This is a genomic window from Kitasatospora sp. NPDC057542, assembly GCF_042801945.1.
Taxonomy (GTDB): Bacteria; Actinomycetota; Actinomycetes; order Streptomycetales; family Streptomycetaceae; genus Kitasatospora.
The window spans coordinates 1-18,099 of the sequence record NZ_JBHVFE010000045.1 but is presented as its reverse complement, the minus strand read 5'-3'; the positions used below and the strand labels follow the sequence as shown (position 1 = coordinate 18,099).

General features: G+C 71.2%; 16 protein-coding genes. 6 read left to right on the top strand and 10 right to left on the bottom strand.

The window, feature by feature from the left end; translation table 11 throughout:
* Positions 1–109 precede the first annotated feature (109 nt).
* Complete coding sequence (locus tag ACFU7Y_RS08805) at positions 110–1,339, bottom strand: branched-chain amino acid ABC transporter substrate-binding protein (protein ID WP_224275461.1); 1,230 nt, start codon at positions 1,337–1,339, stop codon at positions 110–112.
* 598 nt (positions 1,340–1,937) lie between these two features.
* Entirely contained in the window at positions 1,938–2,402 is a 465-nt protein-coding gene (locus ACFU7Y_RS08800; protein ID WP_224275458.1) for a PaaI family thioesterase, read from the bottom strand.
* 224 nt (positions 2,403–2,626) lie between these two features.
* Between ACFU7Y_RS08800 and polA the strand changes: the two genes are divergently transcribed.
* The 3 genes from polA (at position 2,627) to ACFU7Y_RS08785 (ending at position 6,530) form a co-directional block, all read left to right on the top strand.
* Positions 2,627–5,311: a DNA polymerase I gene (gene polA, locus ACFU7Y_RS08795; protein WP_380767014.1), complete on the top strand. Its 2,685-nt coding sequence runs from the start codon at positions 2,627–2,629 to the stop codon at positions 5,309–5,311.
* A 106-nt stretch (positions 5,312–5,417) separates the two neighbouring features.
* Positions 5,418–6,035 carry a hypothetical protein gene (locus tag ACFU7Y_RS08790; protein ID WP_380767006.1) on the top strand — a complete coding sequence of 206 codons (618 nt, stop codon included), beginning with the start codon at positions 5,418–5,420 and terminating at the stop codon, positions 6,033–6,035.
* Between the two features lie 93 nt (positions 6,036–6,128).
* Positions 6,129–6,530 carry an NUDIX domain-containing protein gene (locus tag ACFU7Y_RS08785; RefSeq protein ID WP_224283135.1) on the top strand — a complete coding sequence of 134 codons (402 nt, stop codon included), beginning with the start codon at positions 6,129–6,131 and terminating at the stop codon, positions 6,528–6,530.
* 150 nt (positions 6,531–6,680) lie between these two features.
* Here the strand turns inward: ACFU7Y_RS08785 and ACFU7Y_RS08780 are convergent, their stop codons facing one another.
* From ACFU7Y_RS08780 to ACFU7Y_RS08755, 6 genes are all read right to left on the bottom strand, one after another.
* A complete protein-coding gene (locus tag ACFU7Y_RS08780) occupies positions 6,681–7,412 on the bottom strand; it encodes a hypothetical protein (RefSeq protein ID WP_224283136.1) in 732 nt (243 codons plus the stop codon).
* A 26-nt stretch (positions 7,413–7,438) separates the two neighbouring features.
* A complete protein-coding gene (locus ACFU7Y_RS08775; RefSeq protein WP_224283137.1) occupies positions 7,439–8,125 on the bottom strand; it encodes a pentapeptide repeat-containing protein in 687 nt (228 codons plus the stop codon).
* A gap of 94 nt (positions 8,126–8,219) precedes the next feature.
* Positions 8,220–8,450 carry a multiple cyclophane-containing RiPP AmcA gene (amcA, locus tag ACFU7Y_RS08770; RefSeq protein WP_224283138.1) on the bottom strand — a complete coding sequence of 77 codons (231 nt, stop codon included), beginning with the start codon at positions 8,448–8,450 and terminating at the stop codon, positions 8,220–8,222.
* The gene (gene amcB / locus ACFU7Y_RS08765; protein WP_224283139.1) at positions 8,447–9,622 is read right to left on the bottom strand and encodes a cyclophane-forming radical SAM peptide maturase AmcB; all 1,176 of its coding nucleotides are present in this window, start codon (positions 9,620–9,622) and stop codon (positions 8,447–8,449) included. Before amcB ends, amcA begins: the two co-directional genes overlap by 4 nt.
* Before the next feature lie 107 nt (positions 9,623–9,729).
* The gene (locus tag ACFU7Y_RS08760) at positions 9,730–10,281 is read right to left on the bottom strand and encodes a hypothetical protein (RefSeq protein WP_224283140.1); all 552 of its coding nucleotides are present in this window, start codon (positions 10,279–10,281) and stop codon (positions 9,730–9,732) included.
* 14 nt (positions 10,282–10,295) lie between these two features.
* On the bottom strand, positions 10,296–10,718 hold the full coding sequence (locus ACFU7Y_RS08755; protein ID WP_224283141.1) for an ATP-binding protein: 423 nt from the start codon (positions 10,716–10,718) through the stop codon (positions 10,296–10,298).
* A gap of 427 nt (positions 10,719–11,145) precedes the next feature.
* Here ACFU7Y_RS08755 and ACFU7Y_RS08750 point away from each other — a divergent pair, with 427 nt between their 5' ends.
* Positions 11,146–11,997 carry a helix-turn-helix transcriptional regulator gene (locus ACFU7Y_RS08750; RefSeq protein WP_224283142.1) on the top strand — a complete coding sequence of 284 codons (852 nt, stop codon included), beginning with the start codon at positions 11,146–11,148 and terminating at the stop codon, positions 11,995–11,997.
* A gap of 14 nt (positions 11,998–12,011) precedes the next feature.
* The gene (gene cyaB, locus ACFU7Y_RS08745; RefSeq protein ID WP_224283143.1) at positions 12,012–12,575 is read left to right on the top strand and encodes a class IV adenylate cyclase; all 564 of its coding nucleotides are present in this window, start codon (positions 12,012–12,014) and stop codon (positions 12,573–12,575) included.
* 137 nt (positions 12,576–12,712) lie between these two features.
* Here cyaB and hrpB read toward each other — a convergent pair whose 3' ends face one another.
* Together hrpB and ACFU7Y_RS08735 are read right to left on the bottom strand one after the other, a co-directional pair.
* On the bottom strand, positions 12,713–15,247 hold the full coding sequence (gene hrpB / locus ACFU7Y_RS08740; RefSeq protein ID WP_380767002.1) for an ATP-dependent helicase HrpB: 2,535 nt from the start codon (positions 15,245–15,247) through the stop codon (positions 12,713–12,715).
* A gap of 8 nt (positions 15,248–15,255) precedes the next feature.
* Positions 15,256–16,155 (bottom strand): class I SAM-dependent methyltransferase, encoded by a 900-nt coding sequence (locus tag ACFU7Y_RS08735; protein WP_224283176.1) that lies wholly within the window; start codon positions 16,153–16,155, stop codon positions 15,256–15,258.
* 413 nt (positions 16,156–16,568) lie between these two features.
* On the opposite strand from ACFU7Y_RS08735, the gene rpsA reads away from it, so the two are divergent.
* On the top strand, positions 16,569–18,099 hold a 1,531-nt coding region (gene rpsA, locus ACFU7Y_RS08730), incomplete at its 3' end, for a 30S ribosomal protein S1 (protein WP_380767000.1).

The window sequence follows — 18,099 nt, the reverse complement described above, 5'->3', positions numbered from 1 at the left end:
CGGGGGTGTCCGCGTGGGTGGTGGATGTGGGTGCGCGCGGGGGCACTCGTGGCGCCCCCGCGCGCGGTGGTGGAGAAGTGGCGCTGGTGGTGCTGTCGGTGACCGAGTGTCAGCCCTTGAAGGTGCCGGACTTCTCCACGGCCCACTTGCCGTCCTTGACGACGTAGACGGTGAGCTGCTTGTTGGTGGTGTCGCCGAACTCGTCGAAGGAGACCGGGCCGGTCACGCCGTCGAAGGTGACCTTCTGGACGGCGTCGCGGACGGCCTTGCGGTCGGGGACCTTGCCGTTGTTGTCCTTCACAGCCTGCTTGACGCCCTGGATGATGGCCCAGGCGCTGTCGTAGGAGTAGCCGCCGTAGGTCTCGTAGGCGTCCTTGTAGCCGGCCGTCTTGTAGTCGGCGATGTACTTCTTGGCGGTGTCGAGGGTCTCGACGGGCAGGCCGACGGCGGTGGCGTAGTCGCCCGCGCTCTTGGGGTTGAGCTTGATGTAGTCGCCGCTCTGCATGCCGTCGCCGCCCATCAGCGGGATGCTGACGCCGGCTTCCTTGAGCTGGAGGGAGAGCGGGCCGGCCGCGGGGTACTCGCCGCCGTAGTAGACGGCTTCGGCGCCGGAGCTCCTGACCTTGGTGACGATGGCGGCGAAGTCGCGGTCGTCGGGGTTGACGTGCTCCTCGCCGACCAGGGTGCCGCCGAGCTTGGTGAACTCGCCCTTGAAGGTGCCGGCCAGGCCCGCGCCGTAGGTCTTCTGGTCGTCGATCAGGAAGACCTTGGTCTTCTTGGCGTCGTTGTAGAGGAACTGGGCGGCGAACGGGCCCTGGACGGCGTCGGTGGTGGCGGTGCGGAAGTAGGACTTGAACGGGCGCTTCTTCTCGCCGTTGGCCCACTTCTCGCCCTGGCTGAGGGCGACGCCGGTGTTGGCGGGGGAGACCTCGACCAGGTTTGCGTCGTCGAAGATCTGCTGCATCGACTGCGCCACACTGGAGTTGAGCGGGCCGACGACGCCGAGGACCTTGGAGTCGCCGACCAGCTGGGTGGCGTTCTGCTGGCCGGGGGCGGGCTTGCCGGTGTCGTCGAGGGCCTTGATCTCGAACTTGACGCCGGGGACCTCGTTGGTCTCGTTGGCCTTCTTGACCGCGAGGTCGACGGAGTTGCGGATGCCGAGGCCGAGGGCGGAGAGGTCGCCGGTGAGCGGGGCGTCGACACCGATGACGACGGTGGTGGCGCCGGAGTTGGCGTTGCCGCCGTCGCCGCTCTTCTTCTCTCCGCGGGAGCCGCAGGCGCTGAGGCTGAGGGCGCCGATCACGGCAATGCTCACGACAACTGCTGAACGGTGACGCACGAGGGTCCCCTTCGGTTCAGGAGGCGCCCGCGCCTGAGTGGCGGGAGCCGAAATGCGCGGAGGGCCTGGCCCAATCGAATGGCGCGGTGACTGGCCGTGACTCTAGATGCCGTTGGGCGGCTCGGGCAGTGTTGGGAGCAGGCTGTGATTCTCTTGTTATGAGCACACAGAGCATTTGTCTCACCATGTGGTCGTTCCGGCTCGATCGACCCCGCGATGTCGGGCGTTTACGCGCTGGTGGGGCGATGTAAGGGCCAGAAATGGGGGTTGCAGCTGGCAGCACCGACTATCGGACACTGGTGTCCGATGCCCTGGTTTCGACCTTGAGCGTCCGGATTGCGGACATCGAGGGCGCGACCGAGCGGCCCCGGGGCGCCTGGAGGCCCCGGAACCGGCAATTGATCGGATTTCCTACTTGTAACGCAGCGTTACGGGCGCCGGTTGTGTGCCGGCTGCGCCCGGACATGCGAACGCCCCCTTGTCCAGACCAACGCCTGCCCAGGGTGGCGGAAGGTCAAACAAGGGGGCGGAAAAGGGACTTGATGTCGTCCGGAGTGAACTCGCGGGTGCCTGAGGGACGTTGTCGGGTCTTTGGGGGTCAGAGGTCGCGCAGCATGCAGGTCAGCCGGCAGCTGGTGATCCGCCGGCCGGTGTCGTCGGTGATCGCGATCTCGTAGGTGGCGGCGGTACGGCCCTTGAACACGGCCGTCGCGACCCCGGTCACCAGCCCGGAGGTGGCCGAGCGGTGGTGGGTGGCGTTGAGGTCCACGCCGACCGCGTACCGGCCGGGGCCGGCGTGCAGCATCGCCCCGATCGAGCCCAGCGTCTCGGCCAGCGCCGCCGACGCGCCGCCGTGCAGCAGCCCGTACGGCTGCTGGTTGCCCTCCACGGGCATGGTGCCGACCACGCGGTCGCCGGAGGCCTCGACGACCCGGATGCCGAGCTTCTCGCCGAGGTGGCCGCCGGAGAAGGTCTCCGGGTTCACGCCGAGCTTGGCGAAGTGGTCCAGCACGTCCTGCGGGACGTGCAGGACGGGGGCGGTGTCGGGGGCCGCATCGGTCATGGGGAAGCTCCTGCCGCTCGGGGATGTGCCGCCTGTGATCGTACGACCGTCCTACTCGTAGGTAGCAGGTGCGGTCGGACCGGCGCGGCGTCCTTTTTGTCGGTGCCGGGCCATAGGATCGGTGGCCGGTAGTGGAATCGGCAGGAACGGACGTTGACGTGGCTACGCAGAGTACGGACAAGGGCGCGACGGGTGGCGGCGGGGCCGGCCCGCGGCCCCGGCTGATGCTGCTCGACGGGCACTCGATGGCCTACCGGGCCTTCTACGCCCTGCCCGTGGAGAACTTCAACACCTCCACCGGCCAGCCCACCAACGCGGTCTACGGCTTCGCCTCGATGCTCGCCAACACCGTCCGGGACGAGCAGCCCACCCACCTCGCCGTCGCCTTCGACCTCTCCCGGCAGACCTTCCGCTCCGTCGAGTTCCCCGACTACAAGGCCAACCGCGCCAAGACGCCGGACGAGTTCCGCAGCCAGGTCGGCCTGATCGGCGAACTGCTCGACGCCATGAACGTCCCCCGGCTGACGGCCGAGGGCTTCGAGGCCGACGACATCATCGCCACCCTGGCCACCGCCGCCGAGGCGGCCGGCTACGACGTCGACATCGTCACCGGCGACCGTGACTCGCTCCAGCTGGTCACCGACCACGTCACCGTGCTCTACCCGACCAAGGGCGTCTCCGAGCTCACCCGCTTCACCCCGGAGAAGGTCACCGAGAAGTACGGCGTCACCCCGCGCCAGTACCCGGACCTCGCCGCGCTGCGCGGGGACCCGTCCGACAACCTGCCCGGCATCCCCGGTGTCGGCGAGAAGACCGCCGCCAAGTGGGTCAACCAGTTCGGCTCCTTCGACGAACTCGTCGCCCGCGCCGACGAGGTCAAGGGCAAGATCGGCGAGAAGCTGCGCGACCACCTCGACTCGGTCAGGCGCAACCGGGTGCTCACCGAGCTGGTGCGCGACGTCGAACTCCCGCTCGGCGTCGCCGACCTGGACCGCAAGCCGTTCGACAAGGGCGCCGTCGGCACCCTGATGGAGTCGCTGGAGTTCCGCAACGCCAACTTCCGCGACCGGGTCTTCGGCATCGACCCGTCCGCCGGCGAGGAGGAAGCCGCCGAGCTCGCCCCCGGCGTCGAGGTGGACGGCGAACTCCTCACCGACCCGGGCACCCTGGCCGCCTGGCTGGCCGAGCACGCCTCCGACGGCAAGACCACCGTCGCGCTCGCCGCCGTCTACCAGTGGGCGCTCGGCGCCGGCGAGGTCACCGAAGTGGCCCTCGCCGCCGGGGAGGCCGCCGCCTGGTTCGACCCGGCGCTGCTCGCGGAGGAGGACGAGCGGGCCTTCGCCGACTGGCTCGCCGACGCCACCGCCCCCAAGGCCCTGCACATCGCCAAGCAGGTGAAGCGCGCCTTCGCGGAGCGCGGCTGGACGATCCAGGGCGTCGTCGCCGACACCGCGCTCGCCGCCTACCTGGAGAAGCCCGGCCGCCGCACCTTCACCCTGGAGGTGCTCTCCGAGGAGTACCTGGCCCGCTCGCTCAGCCCGGCCCCCGCCGCCGAGAGCGGCCAACTCGCCTTCGACGCACCGGAGGAGGACCCGATCGCGCACGCCCAGTCGCTGATGCTGCAGGCCCGCGCCGTGCTCGACCTCGCCGCGCTCTTCGACACCCGCCTCGCCGAGGTCGGCGCCACCGGGCTGATGCACGACATGGAACTGCCCATCGCCGACCTGCTGGCCCGCATGGAGCGCTACGGCATCGCCGCCGACCGCCAGTGGCTCACCGGCCTGGAGGCCCAGTTCGCCGCCGAGATCCAGCGCGTGGTGGAGGAGGCGCACGCCGCCGCCGGGCACGAGTTCAACCTCGGCTCGCCCAAGCAGCTCCAGGAGATCCTCTTCGGCGAGCTCGCGCTCCCCAAGACCAAGAAGATCAAGACCGGCTACACCACCGACGCCGACGCGCTCACCTGGCTGGCCACCCAGACCGACAACGAACTGCCGGTCATCCTGCTGCGCCACCGCGACCAGGCCAAGCTGCGCACCACCGTCGAGGGCCTGCTCAAGACCGTCTCGCCCAAGGGCCGCATCCACACCACCTTCAACCAGATGGTCGCCGCCACCGGCCGGCTCTCCTCGCAGGACCCGAACCTGCAGAACATCCCGGTCCGCACCGAGGAGGGCCGGGCGATCCGCCGCGCCTTCATCGTCGGCGAGGGCTACGAGTCGCTGCTCACCGCCGACTACTCGCAGATCGAGCTGCGGATCATGGCGCACCTGTCCGAGGACGAGGCGCTGATCGAGGCCTTCGCCTCCGGCGAGGACCTCCACAACACCGTCGCCTCCCAGGTCTTCGAGGTGCCGCGCGCCGCGGTGGACGCCGAGATGCGCCGCAAGATCAAGGCGATGTCCTACGGCCTGGCGTACGGGCTGTCCGCGTACGGGCTCTCGCAGCAGCTCGGCATCAAGCCGGCCGAGGCCCAGGGCCTGATGGACACCTACTTCGAGCGCTTCGGCGGCGTGCGGGACTACCTGCGCCGGGTCGTCGACGAGGCCCGGGCGACGGGCTACACCGAGACCCTGCTCGGCCGCCGCCGCTACCTGCCGGACCTCAACAGCGACAACCGCCAGCGCCGCGAGATGGCCGAGCGGATGGCCCTGAACGCCCCGATCCAGGGCTCGGCCGCCGACATCGTCAAGATCGCCATGCTCCGGGTGGACGAGGCGCTGCGCACGGCCGGCCTCACCTCCCGGATGCTGCTCCAGGTGCACGACGAAATCGTGCTGGAGCTGGCCCCGGGCGAGCGCGAGCAGGTCGAGGCCCTCGTCCGCGAGCAGATGGCGGGCGCCTACCCGCTGCGCGCCCCGCTGGACGTCTCCGTCGGCGTCGGCCCGAACTGGGAGGCCGCCGCGCACTGACGCGATGGTTTCCGGGCGGGCCCGGGCGCGCGAGTGTCCGGGCCCGTCGCTACGATCCTGCCGGTCCGCCGCGCAGTGGGCGCGGCTGTGAGCGGGGGGAACGGCGATGGCGGAAGCGACGACGGCGGGAACGGACGAGGGAACGCGGCGGCGGAGGTTCCTTCAGCCCCGGCTGGTGGTGCCGGCCGGGCTGGCGGCACTGGTGCTGGTGGGCGGATCGGTCTGGGCGGTGTCCGGCGGCGGGGGCGGGTCGACGGCGCCGGTCGGGGCGGGCGCGGCCACGCCGAGCGTGACGGCGACCGCCGAGCCGTCGGCGAGCGCGCAGCCCTCGCCGAGCCCCTCCGCGGTGCCCTCGCCGGGCCTGTCCGTGGCTCCGGAGCCCGACCCGGCCCCGGCTACCGCTGAGCCCGAGCAACTCGGGGGCGGCGCCCCGACCGCCACCCGGAAGCCGACCGGGAAGGCCGCCGAGGCCACCCCCGCCGCCAAGCCCCAGGGGACGTCCGCGGGGAAGCCCAAGGCCCCGTCGGGGCGGGACCCGCAGGTGCCGCCACCCTGCCCCGAGTGCGAGGCCAAGGCGGGGGATCCCGACCCGCAGCACACGTGCATCCACGACGCGGCCGGCCGGTTCCTCACCTGCAGCCCCGTTCAGATCGGCACCCCGCTCCCGCGCCCGGGGCAGCCAGCCGCCACCCCCACCCCCGGCGGGCCCGACCACACCCACTGACACGGGACCGGCCGCCGGGGCAGGGCCCGGGCGCACGGACCACCCGTCGGGAAGTCCTTCGGAACCGGACCAGTCGGAAAGCGAGGCAGGAGCATGGCAGCCGTCATCGACAAAGTGGCCTGGATCCACACCGAGGGCGGGAAGGTGCTGAGCACGCGTACACGCGGCAAGGACGCCTGCTACCTGCCGGGCGGCAAGCGGGAGCCCGGGGAGAGCGACCTCGACACCCTGGTCCGGGAGGTCCGCGAGGAGCTCACGGTCGCCATCGCGCCGGAGTCCGCGGCACTCCTGGGCGTCTTCGAGGCCCAGGCCCACGGCCACCCGGACGGCGTCCTCGTCCGGATGACCTGTTACACCGCGGCGTACAAGGGGCGTCTGGAGGCGAGCAGCGAGATCGAGGAGGTGGTCTGGCTCACCTACGGCGACAGGCACCGCACCTCTCCCGTCGACCGGCTGATCTTCGACCACCTGCACGCGGTGGGCCTGCTGAGCTGACGCCGGGCACCCGGGCCCGATGCCGACGGGCGGTGCCCTCGCTGTCCTGGCGGGGCACTGCCATGTGATGCGGAAGGTTTCCAGGTGCCGCCACGCGGGCGCGAGGTGGTCGTTCTTCCGGACCGCACACGGCTGCCGCGTCCCGGTCGGTCAGATCAGGGAGGGGAACGCCCTGATCGGCCAGTGGTCGAGCCAGAACGCGGCGGTGGAGGGCTCGGGGAGGTCCATGGTGGAGCCGTCATGGGGCAGCAGCTCGGTGGGGGCGAGGTATCCCTCGCCGGGATCGAGCCGCAGTCGCAGGCAGCGCAGTGGATGCCCGGCGCGCACGTAGGCCCGGATGTCGTCGGTGTGCGGGTGGTGCGCCGGGTCGTCCCTGCCGAGGCGCCGGCAGATGGCCGACGCGTCGGTGTCGCCGATGAGGAGGTAGCGGGAGCCGGGGCCCGCGTTGAGGCACAGCCTGCGCCGGGACAGCCGACGGTGGGCGTACGGGAGCCTGTCCCAGTTGTCGAGATGGATGCCGAGCCGCTTTCCGTTCGCGGGGTTCACCGTGACGGTGAGGTCGCCTGCGGGGCTGGTGGTGTGGTTGGCGTACCGGGTGCGGGGCGAGGGGGTAAACGGAGGGCGGACGGTCCACCAGGGGCCGTGCGTGGTGGACAGCGTGCGCAGGGCTGGGAAGGCGACGAGTTCGACGGCCTCGGCTTCCGGTGCCTGGTGCGGTGCGCGCAGAAGGTCGGCCTCGGTGGGGCTGATGGGTGTCCACCGGCCGGTCGGGACCACAGCCCCGTCCTCGTGGGCCGGATGGTCGTGAGCGACCGCCAGGGTGGTGATCCGGCAGCGGTCGCGGAGCTTGACGTAGTCCGTGAAGACGATGAGCGGCCCCACGCAGGCTCTCCTTTCGGGGGTGGCGGTCAGCGGTGCTGCGGCAGGTCCTCGCTGTAGGTGACGTTCAGTTCGACGAGGAGGGCGTCGGTGAGCTGGTGCTGCTGGGCGCGGCTGATGACGGCTTTCCGCAGGTTGCCGACACCGCGGACGGTGGACAGGTCGCTGCCGCTCAGGTCGAGGTCCCTGTATGTGCCGGCCCCGAACCCGGTGGCGTGCAGCACGCAGTCGTGCATCACCACGCCGGTGAGGTCGCAGCCGGTGAAGGTGGCCTCGGTGAGCACGCACTGGTCGAAGACGAGCGGGCCGCTCGCGCGGACCTGGTCGAAGGTGGCGTAGTCGAGGCGGCAGTTGTCGAACAGGACGTTGTCCAGAACGGCGCCGGTGACGGCCGCGCCCATGAGCCTGCAGTCGCGGAACAGGGTGCGGGACGCCTTGCTGCCGCTCAGCTGGAGGGAGCCGAGGTCGCCGGCGGTGATCTGGACGGAGCTGAGCCGGACGTTCTCGACGGTGGTGCGCTGGGCGGTGACGTTGTGGAGGATGCCGTTGCGAAGGTCGGTCCCGGTGAGGTCGAGGTCCCGGACGTCCTGGTCGGTGTAGCGGAACTCGGTGACGGTACTGCCGGGCCTGGGCGGGGAGTTGATGACGCCCAGGTAGGGGTCGTCGTCCAGGTCCGGGAGGGTGACGGTGGTGCGGCCGTAGCGGCGGGTGGGCACGGGGTTCTCCGGTCGGTGGTCGGGTGCTGCCCGCTGCCCCGGGAGGCAGCGGGCAGCATCGGCGGGGGAGGACAGCAGCGTGCAGCCGGTGGTGTCAGCGGTTGGACCAGTCGGACCAGGACGGCCCGTTGTTCCAGTTGTCCCACGGGGCGCTCTGCCAGTTGTCCCAGGACGGGGCGTTGTTCCACGGGCCTCCGCCGCTGTTGTCCCAGGTCGGCTGGTTGCCCCACTCGATCGTGGGGGTCCCGTCCGGTGGGGTGACGGAGGTGATCAGATCTGCGACGGCGGGAGCGTCGGCGGCGGTGAGCTGTTCCAGAACGGTCACGTGGTTTGCTCCTTGCGTACGGTGTCGGCCAGTGCCAGGACCGGGGCCTGCTCGGTGACGCGGCAGTAGTCGGTCTCGGCGACGGCGAAGGTCCGGTGCTCGAAGTAGCGGTTCCCGGCCTGCGAGCCCCGGCAGTAGTCGAAGAACTCGCAGGTGGACTCGCACTCCTCCAGGCCGGTCAGGAACTCGCCCACGTAGTTCAGCCGGTGCGCCTGGCTCAGGATGGCGCTGATGGGCTGATCAAGGACGTTCCCGGCCCGGAAGTCGTTGTAGGCGGGCGCGGTGATGCCCGCCAGTTCGGGTGACAGCAGGAACACGTCGCCGTTCTTGGCGATGGTCGGCAACGGGTCGATGCGGCTCAGGTGCGCGCGGTCGACGCGCTGGGTGCGGCTCATCCGTAGGTAGCGGCCGAGGCGTTCCAGCTCCCGGACCGGGGCTGTGCCGCCCGGTTGACGGCGCGACCAGGCAAGGGCCTTGCGCCAGAACTCGACGGCCTGTTCGCGGGTGGGCGGGTGGCGTTTGGTGTTGACGCCCTCCAACTCCTCGATGTTGAGGCCGATACTGACCGGCCGGAGTGTGGCGAGGAAGTCGAGGAGCCGGTCGGGATGGGTGATGCTCTCCCGGCTGACGACGGCGATCAACGAGAACGGGACACCGCGGTGCTGTAACCGCTCGATTCCCTTCATGATCCGGTCGAAAGCCGGGCGGCCCTTGCGGTCGGTGCGCCGGGCCGTCAGGTCTGCGGGGCCGTCGATGCTGACGCCGACCCGGAACCCGTACTCGGTCAGGAGGTCGCACCACTCGTCATTGATCAGGGTGGCGTTCGTCTGGACGGCGTGCTCCAGCAGGCCCTTGCGGCGCAGTTCCTCGAACGGCTGGAGTAGTTCCGTGAAGCGCCGCCGCCCGAGTGCCAGCGGTTCTCCGGCGTGCCAGATCAGCCCGAGAGGTTTGCCGTGGTGGCCGTCCACCAGCCCGCTCGCCGACCGTGCGACGGCCTCGGCAACTGCCGTCGGCATGGGGGCCTTGTCGTCGCGGTCGGGCAGGTAGCAGTACGTGCAGTTCAGGTTGCAGAAGCCGGTCGGCTGGATCACCAGGTTTCGGGGAACGCGGTTGATCCGGTGCTGGTAGCGGCGCAGCAGGGCCACGTCCTGTCGGGTTGGCACGGTGTTCACGGTCGGTCCTCTCCGTTGGGCGTGATTCCGGCCGTGGGCCTGTCGCCAGCGGCTGTTCGGTGCGCAGGAAGTCGGTGGGGCCGACTTCCTGTGCAGGGCGCGTGGGTTCAGGTGTGGGTGGCTTGGGTGCGGCAGTGGGTGAGGGCGTATGTGATGCGGGTGTCGGGGGTGGGGGTGGTGGTGAGGAGTTCGCCGGCGGTGGTGAGGGCGGTCCAGTAGGTGGTGGGGTTCCCGGTGCGGGGGAGGGGGTGGGTGGCGGCGAGGGAGAGGTAGGCGGCGGTGAGGTTGCCGGTGGTGAACCAGCGCTGGAGGCCGTGGTGGTGGCCGGGGCGGATGCCGCCGAGGGCGTCGATGGCGGTGAGGAGGAGGTCGACGACGGCGAGTTCGGTGGGGGTGAGGGACTTGGGGATGTCGAAGACGCCGAGGGCTTCGAGGAGTTCGCCGGTGTCGGTTTCGGTGTTGGGGCGGGGGTTGGCGAGGAGGGCGTCGTAGCAATCGTTGAGGCGGCGGGTGGTTTCGGCGAGGGGGATGTCGAGGGCGAGGCAGACGGCGCGGGCGGAGGGGAAGGGGCGGCGGGTGCGGCGGGCGAGGAGGGCGTAGGTCGCGGCGGGGGTGCGGCCGCGGGAGAGGGCGTGGCGGGCGAGGGTGGCGAGGTGCATGGGTGGGGTGGCTTTCAGGCGAAGGTGGTGGCGGGGGCGATGTGGGCCCAGACGAACTTGCCGATGCCGCAGGGGCGGGAGGTGCAGCCCCAGCGCTCGGCGAGCTCGTTGACGAGGAACATCCCGCGGCCGTGCTCGTCGTCGGCGCTCGGGGTGTGGAGGGTCGGCCGTCCGGAGCCGGCGTCGTGGACTTCGAGACGCAGGCGGGAGTTGACGAGGGCGAAGCGGACTTCGATGTGCCGGTCATCGGGCGCGTCGGAGTGCTGGACGGCGTTGGCGAACAGCTCACCCAGCAGCAGCTCTGCGGTATCGCGGTAGCGGTCCCCGGAGGGCAGCCCGGAGAGATAGGCCCGGAGCAAGTAGCGGGCCAGGGGCGTGGATTCGTTCCGCGAGTCGAGGCGCGCGACGAATGTGCAGGGACGGTGGGTTTTGAGCATGAAGGCCTCGTCGAGAGCAGAGGGGGACGAACGAAGGGAGCGCGATTGTCGGTGAGACGTCGCTGTGCCGGGCTGGCAGTTCGCGAATACGTACCCGCCACCTCTGCGGGCCTTGAGTTCGATAACGATGCTGTCCGCGGCGGGGCCGCTTCTGATGACGGTCACGATCCACCTCCGAGGCGCGAGGGGTGTGCAACGACCGCCAACCGAACGAGATCGAGTAGGGCCTGGCGGGCGTAGGGACAGGGTTGGTCGGTCCCTGCTCACCATCCTCGCCATCGAAATGGACGCAGGGCCTGGTCCGGAGTCGGGCGGGGGTGCAGATGGCAGGTGTCACGTATTCAGCGTCGTCTGGCGGATCGTCACGTCCGATACTCTGCCGGTAATCTCACTGTGAGATGCATTGTTGAACGACTGGGAGCGACCTGTGGGAACCGCCCTGGAACCGATCAAACTGCCGGATCTCGCATGGCAGAACGCCGAGGTCCGCGACGCGCTCCGGCGCAGGGACGTGGCTGCGTTGTTCCGCTACGTCCAGCACCACAGCGGCGCGAGCCAGGCTCGGCTCGCGGTCCAGGTAGGAATGACCCAGAGCCGCGTGAACGAGATCATCAACGGTCGGCGAGAGGTCGTTCGCCTCGACGTGTTCGAGCGAATCGCGGACGGCCTTCAGATGCCCGACCCCGCACGCCGCCTACTCGGGCTGGCGTCACGAACTTCGGGGCAACGCACAGCTGGATCCGCGTTCGATCTTTCTGCGTTCCCCGAAGTGGTCAGGGTCTACAACGACCAGGCTGCCGCAACCGCCGAAATCCAGCGCGCGGCACGGTCCGCAGTTGAGCTGGACGTGCTGGCTGTACGTGGCCTGGGCCTCCTCGCCCTCCGCGACTCCCTGCTGCGTCAGCACCTCGATCGCAACGGTGACCCGGCGCCGCGCCTGCGTGTCCTTCTCCTCGATCCGGATTCGCCTGCGGCCGGGCAGCGCGCGGCTGAGATCGGAGAGTCGGCCGAGTCCCTCGCCAGTGGCATTCTCCTCGCCGAGGCCCGGCTCCGGGAGCTCGCCGATGTGGGCCACGTCGAGGTCTACCGGTACACCGCGGTGCCGGTCTGGCGGATCATCCGACTGGACAGCACTCTCTACGTGGGGGCATTCGATGCGGGCTGGGAGGGTCACGAGTCGGCAACGTATAAGGTGCTGCCCACTCCGTCCGGCCCGCTCTATCGGGGCTGGCAGAGGCAGTTCGAGGTGTTGCTGGACGGCGCTCAACGCGTGGTCTGAAGGAGGAACCGGCAATGGCGATCGAGGCGGAGCTCAAGGCCGTCGTACGCGACCCCGAACACGTCCTCGCGCGATTGGAGGAGTCGTACGGCGCCGGCCGCGCCGAGGTGTACCGCGACACGTACTATGACGCCCCGGACGGCAGCCTGATGGGCGCCGACCGCGAGCTGCGGATCCGCACCGTTCACGGGCCCGACGACACCCGCACCGTGCTCACGTACAAGGGTGCCCGGGTGGACGAGGCGTCCGGGTCGAAGTGGGAGGCCGAGACCCGGGTGGAGGACGCCGAGGCGGCACACGAGATCATCCGCGGCCTCGGCTTCACCCCGCGTATCCGGTTCGAGAAGCGGTGCCGCAACTACGCCTTCGAAAGCGACGGCCGGCGGTTCCTCGCCACGCTCGTCCGCGTCCCGGAGCTCGACGCGACATTCATCGAGGTCGAGACCGCTACGGCCGCCCAGGACGGCCTCGGAGCGGCGCTCGACGCCGTGCGGGCCGTACTGGCCGACCTCGGGGTCGACGAGGACGACCTGACAGCGGAGCTGTACACGGACGCGGTGGCCGCAGCTCGGGCCTGATCCCGCGGAGAGCGGCTGGGCGGTGTGGTGCCACGCCCGCGAGGGAGTGAGCACCCTCCTCACGTTCCCGGCCAATCTCCGCGATCCGGCCGAACCGATGCGACTGATGCCGCCGGGCGGCGGGATCAGTCGGTCAGCTACTTCCGGGCGTTGGTGCGGCGGGTGGGTTCCGCCGTCGTCGGGTCTTCGGGCCAGGGGTGGCGGGGGTAGCGCCCCCTGAGATCGGCGCGGACGGCGCGGTAGCCCTCGTGCCAGAAGCTCGCCAGATCGCCGGTGACGGCGGCGGGGCGGCCGGCGGGGGACAGCATGTGGATGGTCAGCGGTATGCGGCCGCCGGCCAGGGAAGGGGTCGCCGTCCAGCCGAAGAGTTCCTGCAACTTGACGGCCAGGACCGGGCGTTCGGTGGTGTAGTCGACTCGTATTTTCGAGCCCGACGGCACGGTGATGCGCTCGGGGGCGAGTTCGTCCAGGCGGCCGGCTTCGCCGGTGGCCCAGGGGAGGAGCCTCTGGAGGGCAGCCGTCGTATCGATCCGCGCGAGGTCGGTGCGGCGGCGGGCGCGGGAGAGTTCGGGCTCCAGCCATTCGTCGGCGCGTTCCAGCAAGGCGCCATCGCTGACGTCGGGCCAGGGGTCGCCGATGGCGGTGTGGAGGAAGGCCAGGCGTTCGCGGAGGTTGGACGGGAAGGCCAACAGGGTGCTCACTCCCTCGCGGGCGAGGCCCTCCAGCAAGGCGGCGCGGACGAGGGCCGGGTCGGGGCGGTTGAGGGGCTTCTCCGCGAGTTCGATCGAGCCCAGCGACTCGACCCGGCGGGAGACGACCTCGCCGCGGCGGGTGTCCCAGTGCACCTCCTCGCGGGCGGTGAGCAGCGCCGCTCCGGCGTCCAGGGCGGTGGCCTCGTCCAGCGCCGCCGCGTGCAGGACGCGCGCGGAGTGCGAGCCCGCCGGGCGGTCGGCGACGGCGACGGCGAGCCAGGGCAGGGCGCCCAGCGTGGTGCCGGGGGCGAGTTCGGCGGCCGTCCCGGAGGCCATCAGGTATGGGCTGCGCTCGCCGGGGGCGGGCCGCTCCACCCGGGCGCGGGCGATGCGTTCGGGGAAGGCCAGGGCGACGACGAGGCCGACGGCGGTGGCGTCGGGGAGGTCGGTGGCGGGCTCGTCGGAGGTGGCGCGCAGCAGTCGGCGTACCTCCTCGCGCCAGCGGCCGGCGTAGGGGTCGCGGGAGTTCCGTACGGTCCGCCAGACCGCGCCGAGGTCGTCGCCGAGCGCACGCGGTGGCTCCTCGGAGAGCAGCGCGACCACCTCGGCGGCCCGCCGCGCACCGACGGCCGCCGCGCCGTCGACCAGGGCGCGGCCCAGCCGGGGGTGCAGCCCGGTGCGGGCGAGGCGGACGCCGCGCGCGGTGGCCCGCCCGTCCGAGGAGACCGCGCCGAGGGCTTGGAGGGTCTGCCGGGCGGCGGCCATCGCCCCCGCCGGGGGTGCGTCGGGCAGGGCGAGGCCGGTGGCGTCCGGGTCGCCCCAGCAGGCGGCCTGGAGTGCGAACGGGGTGAGGTCGGCGAGCGCGATCTCGGGGGTGGGGAAGCGGGCGGCGAGGGCGTCCTCGGCCTCGTGCCAGCAGCGGTAGACGGTGCCGGGGGCCTCGCGTCCGGCTCGGCCGGCCCGCTGGCGGGCGGCGGCGAGCGAGGCGCGGACGGTGACCAGCCCGGCGAGCCCGCGGGCGTGGTCGGTGCGCGGTTCCCGGGCGAGCCCGGCGTCGACCACGATCCGGACGCCGGGCACGGTGAGCGAGGATTCGGCGACGGCGGTGGTGAGGACGACCCGGCGGCCTTGCCCAGGAGAGAGCGCGGCGTCCTGGACGGCCTGCGGGGCGCGGCCGTGCAGTTGCAGCACCTCGGCCGCGACGTCGCCGAGCTGCCCGGCGACGCGCGAGATCTCGCCGACGCCGGGCAGGAAGCAGAGCACGTCGCCGTCCCTCTCGGCGAGCGCCCGGCGGATCACCGTGGCGACGTGGTCGAGCAGCGCCGGGTCGACCCGGGTGCCGTGGGCGGGCCGGACGGCGCGTGGTGGCGGCGCCCAGACCACCTCGACCGGGTGGGAGACCCCGTGTGCCTCGACCACCGGGGCGCCGCCGAGCAGTGCGGCCCAGGCCTCGGTGTCGGAGGTGGCCGAGGCGCAGACCAGCCCGAGTTCGGGCCGCAGTGCCGCCCGGACGTCCAGCAGGAAGGCGAGCGCGGTGTCGGCGTCCAGGTGCCGTTCGTGGCACTCGTCCAGGACGACGACGTCCACGCCGGGCAGTTCCTGGTCGCGCTGGAGCCGCTGCAGCAGCACGCCGGTGGTGACCACCTCGACCACCGTCTGTGGCCCGACGCGACGCTCACCGCGCACGGTGTACCCGACCCTGCCGCCGACGGCCTCGCCGAGCAGCCAGGCCATCCGCCGGGCCGCCGCCCGGACCGCGAGCCGGCGCGGCTCGGCGACCAGTACCCGGCATGGGGGCATCCCCGGCCGAAGGCTGGGGGAGGGCCCGGAGTCCAGCAGCCCGGCCAGGGCCAGCGGCACCAGCGTGGTCTTGCCGGTGCCGGGCGGCGCGGCGAGGACGGCGGTGCCGTGTCCGTCGAGGGCGTCGTGCAGGGCGGGCAGGGCGGTGCGGACGGGCAGTTCGCGCCAGGCGGGATGCATCGAGGCGCTCAGCCCCGCTCGGTGACGAAGATCGCGGTACCGGGGATCAGCCGTCCGCGCAGCGGGGACCAGCCGCCCCACTCCTGTTCCAGGCCGGCCGGCCACTCGGGCTCGACCAGGTCCACCAGCCGGAATCCGGCGGCGACGAGTTCGCGGACCCGGTCGCCGAGGGTGCGGTGGTGCTCGACGTAGGTGGCCCGGCCCTGCTCGTCCTGTTCGACGTACGGGGTGCGGTCGAAGTAGGAGGACGTCGCGGTGAGGCCCTCGACGCCCGGCTCGTCCGGGAAGGCCCAGCGGATCGGGTGGGTCACCGAGAACACCCAGCGCCCGCCGGGCCGCAGCACCCGGTGCACCTCGCGCATCAGGGCGGCGGTGTCGGCGCTGAACGGGACGGCTCCGTAGGCGGAGCAGGCGAGGTCGAAGGCGGCGTCGGCGAAGGGCAGCACGGCGGCGTCGGCCTGGACGACGGGGACGGGGGCGGTGCCGCGGCCGAGGTCGATCCGGCGGGAGTGCTGGAGCTGGCGGTAGGAGATGTCCAGGGCGACCGGCCGGGCGCCCCGGGCGGCCAGCCAGCGGGAGCACTGGGCGGCGCCGGCCCCGATCTCCAGCACGTCCTTGCCGGCGACCTCGCCGAGCAGTCGGGCGTCGGCCTCGTCCAGGCCCTCGGGGCACCAGGTGAAGCGGTCGTCGCCGAGGAACTCGCCGTGCTCGTCCTGGTACTCGTCGGCGTTGCGGTCCCACCAGTGCCGGCTGGCCCGGCTGCTCTCCCCGGTGCCGGCCGCGCGGCGCACCGCGTCGTCGCCGTCCTCGACCTCGTCGGCGCCCGCCTCCGTGAAGGGCCCGTCGACGGAGGTGTCAAGATCGTGCAGGTCGGACTGGGGGGTGGTGGCCACGGTGACAATGCCCATCGCGTAGGGTATGGAGTGCGGAAGCGCCGCTGCCGCGAACCGGCCCGTGAGGGTCCGGATCCTGGCGGTGGCATCCGGGGACAAGGCCCCTTCGGGCGCCGCCGCGAGGTGCGCATTCGGAGGATATGGCCTGATCCGTACCGGGCTCCACCGTCTTGCCGTCCTTCGGCATTGACCGTGCCTGGCCGTCCCCGTATGCTACAAGTTGCGCTGCGGGCCTGCGCGCCTCGGACGGAGCAGGTCGCGCTCGCATCTGTCGAAGACCCCACGGTCGCAAGACGGACGCCGGTTCTCGTTGGACGGGAATCCCGGTGTGCCGTGTTCTTGGCTGTCCGGCTTTCGGTGGGAGCGATACGGGCCCTCCGCGTGGCATTACCTACGACTTTCATGTCCGTACCGGAGCCCTTTTCCTAATGACGAGCCCCACCGACTCCTCCCTCAGCACCACCCCGCAGGTCGCGGTCAACGACATCGGCGACGCGGAGGCCTTCCTCGCCGCCATCGACGAGACCATCAAGTACTTCAACGATGGCGACATCGTCGAGGGCGTCATCGTGAAGGTCGACCGTGACGAGGTCCTCCTCGACATCGGTTACAAGACCGAGGGCGTCATCCCGTCCCGCGAGCTCTCGATCAAGCACGACGTTGACCCGCACGAGGTCGTCGCCGTCGGTGACAACATCGAGGCCCTGGTTCTCCAGAAGGAGGACAAGGAGGGTCGTCTCATCCTGTCCAAGAAGCGCGCTCAGTACGAGCGTGCCTGGGGCACGATCGAGAAGATCAAGGAAGAGGACGGCATCGTCACCGGTACCGTCATCGAGGTCGTCAAGGGTGGTCTCATCCTCGACATCGGCCTCCGCGGCTTCCTCCCCGCCTCGCTTGTCGAGATGCGTCGCGTCCGCGACCTCCAGCCCTACGTGGGCAAGGAGCTCGAGGCCAAGATCATCGAGCTGGACAAGAACCGCAACAACGTGGTCCTGTCCCGCCGTGCCTGGCTGGAGCAGACCCAGAGCGAGGTCCGCCAGACCTTCCTCACCACCCTGCAGAAGGGCCAGGTGCGCTCCGGCGTCGTCTCCTCGATCGTCAACTTCGGTGCCTTCGTGGACCTGGGTGGCGTCGACGGCCTGGTGCACGTCTCCGAGCTGTCCTGGAAGCACATCGACCACCCGTCCGAGGTTGTCGAGGTCGGCCAGGAGGTCACCGTCGAGGTTCTCGACGTTGACATGGACCGCGAGCGCGTCTCCCTGTCGCTGAAGGCGACCCAGGAGGACCCGTGGCAGCAGTTCGCCCGTACCCACCAGATCGGCCAGGTCGTTCCGGGTAAGGTCACCAAGCTGGTTCCGTTCGGTGCGTTCGTCCGCGTGGACGAGGGCATCGAGGGTCTGGTCCACATCTCCGAGCTGGCCGAGCGCCACGTCGAGATCCCGGAGCAGGTCGTCCAGGTCGGCGACGAGATCTTCGTCAAGGTCATCGACATCGACCTCGAGCGTCGCCGCATCAGCCTGTCGCTGAAGCAGGCCAACGAGGCCCTGGGTGCCAACCCGGCCGAGGTCGAGTTCGACCCGACCCTGTACGGCATGGCCGCCTCGTACGACGACCAGGGCAACTACATCTACCCGGAGGGCTTCGACCCCGAGGCGAACGACTGGCTGCCCGGCTTCGAGAAGCAGCGCGAGGAGTGGGAGCGCCAGTACGCCGAGGCGCAGGCCCGCTTCGAGCAGCACCAGGCTCAGGTCATCAAGAGCCGCGAGGCCGACGCCCAGGCTGCCGAGGAGGGTGGCGACGCCGTCGCCGCTGCCGCCGGTGGCTCCTACTCGTCCAGCAGCGACGAGGGCTCGGGCGCCCTGGCCTCCGACGAGGCCCTGGCCGCCCTGCGCGCGCACCGGGCGGGGCCTGGAGTCGGTCCTGCTGCTGGACGAGGAGGTGTGGCTGGCCGTCCCGGTG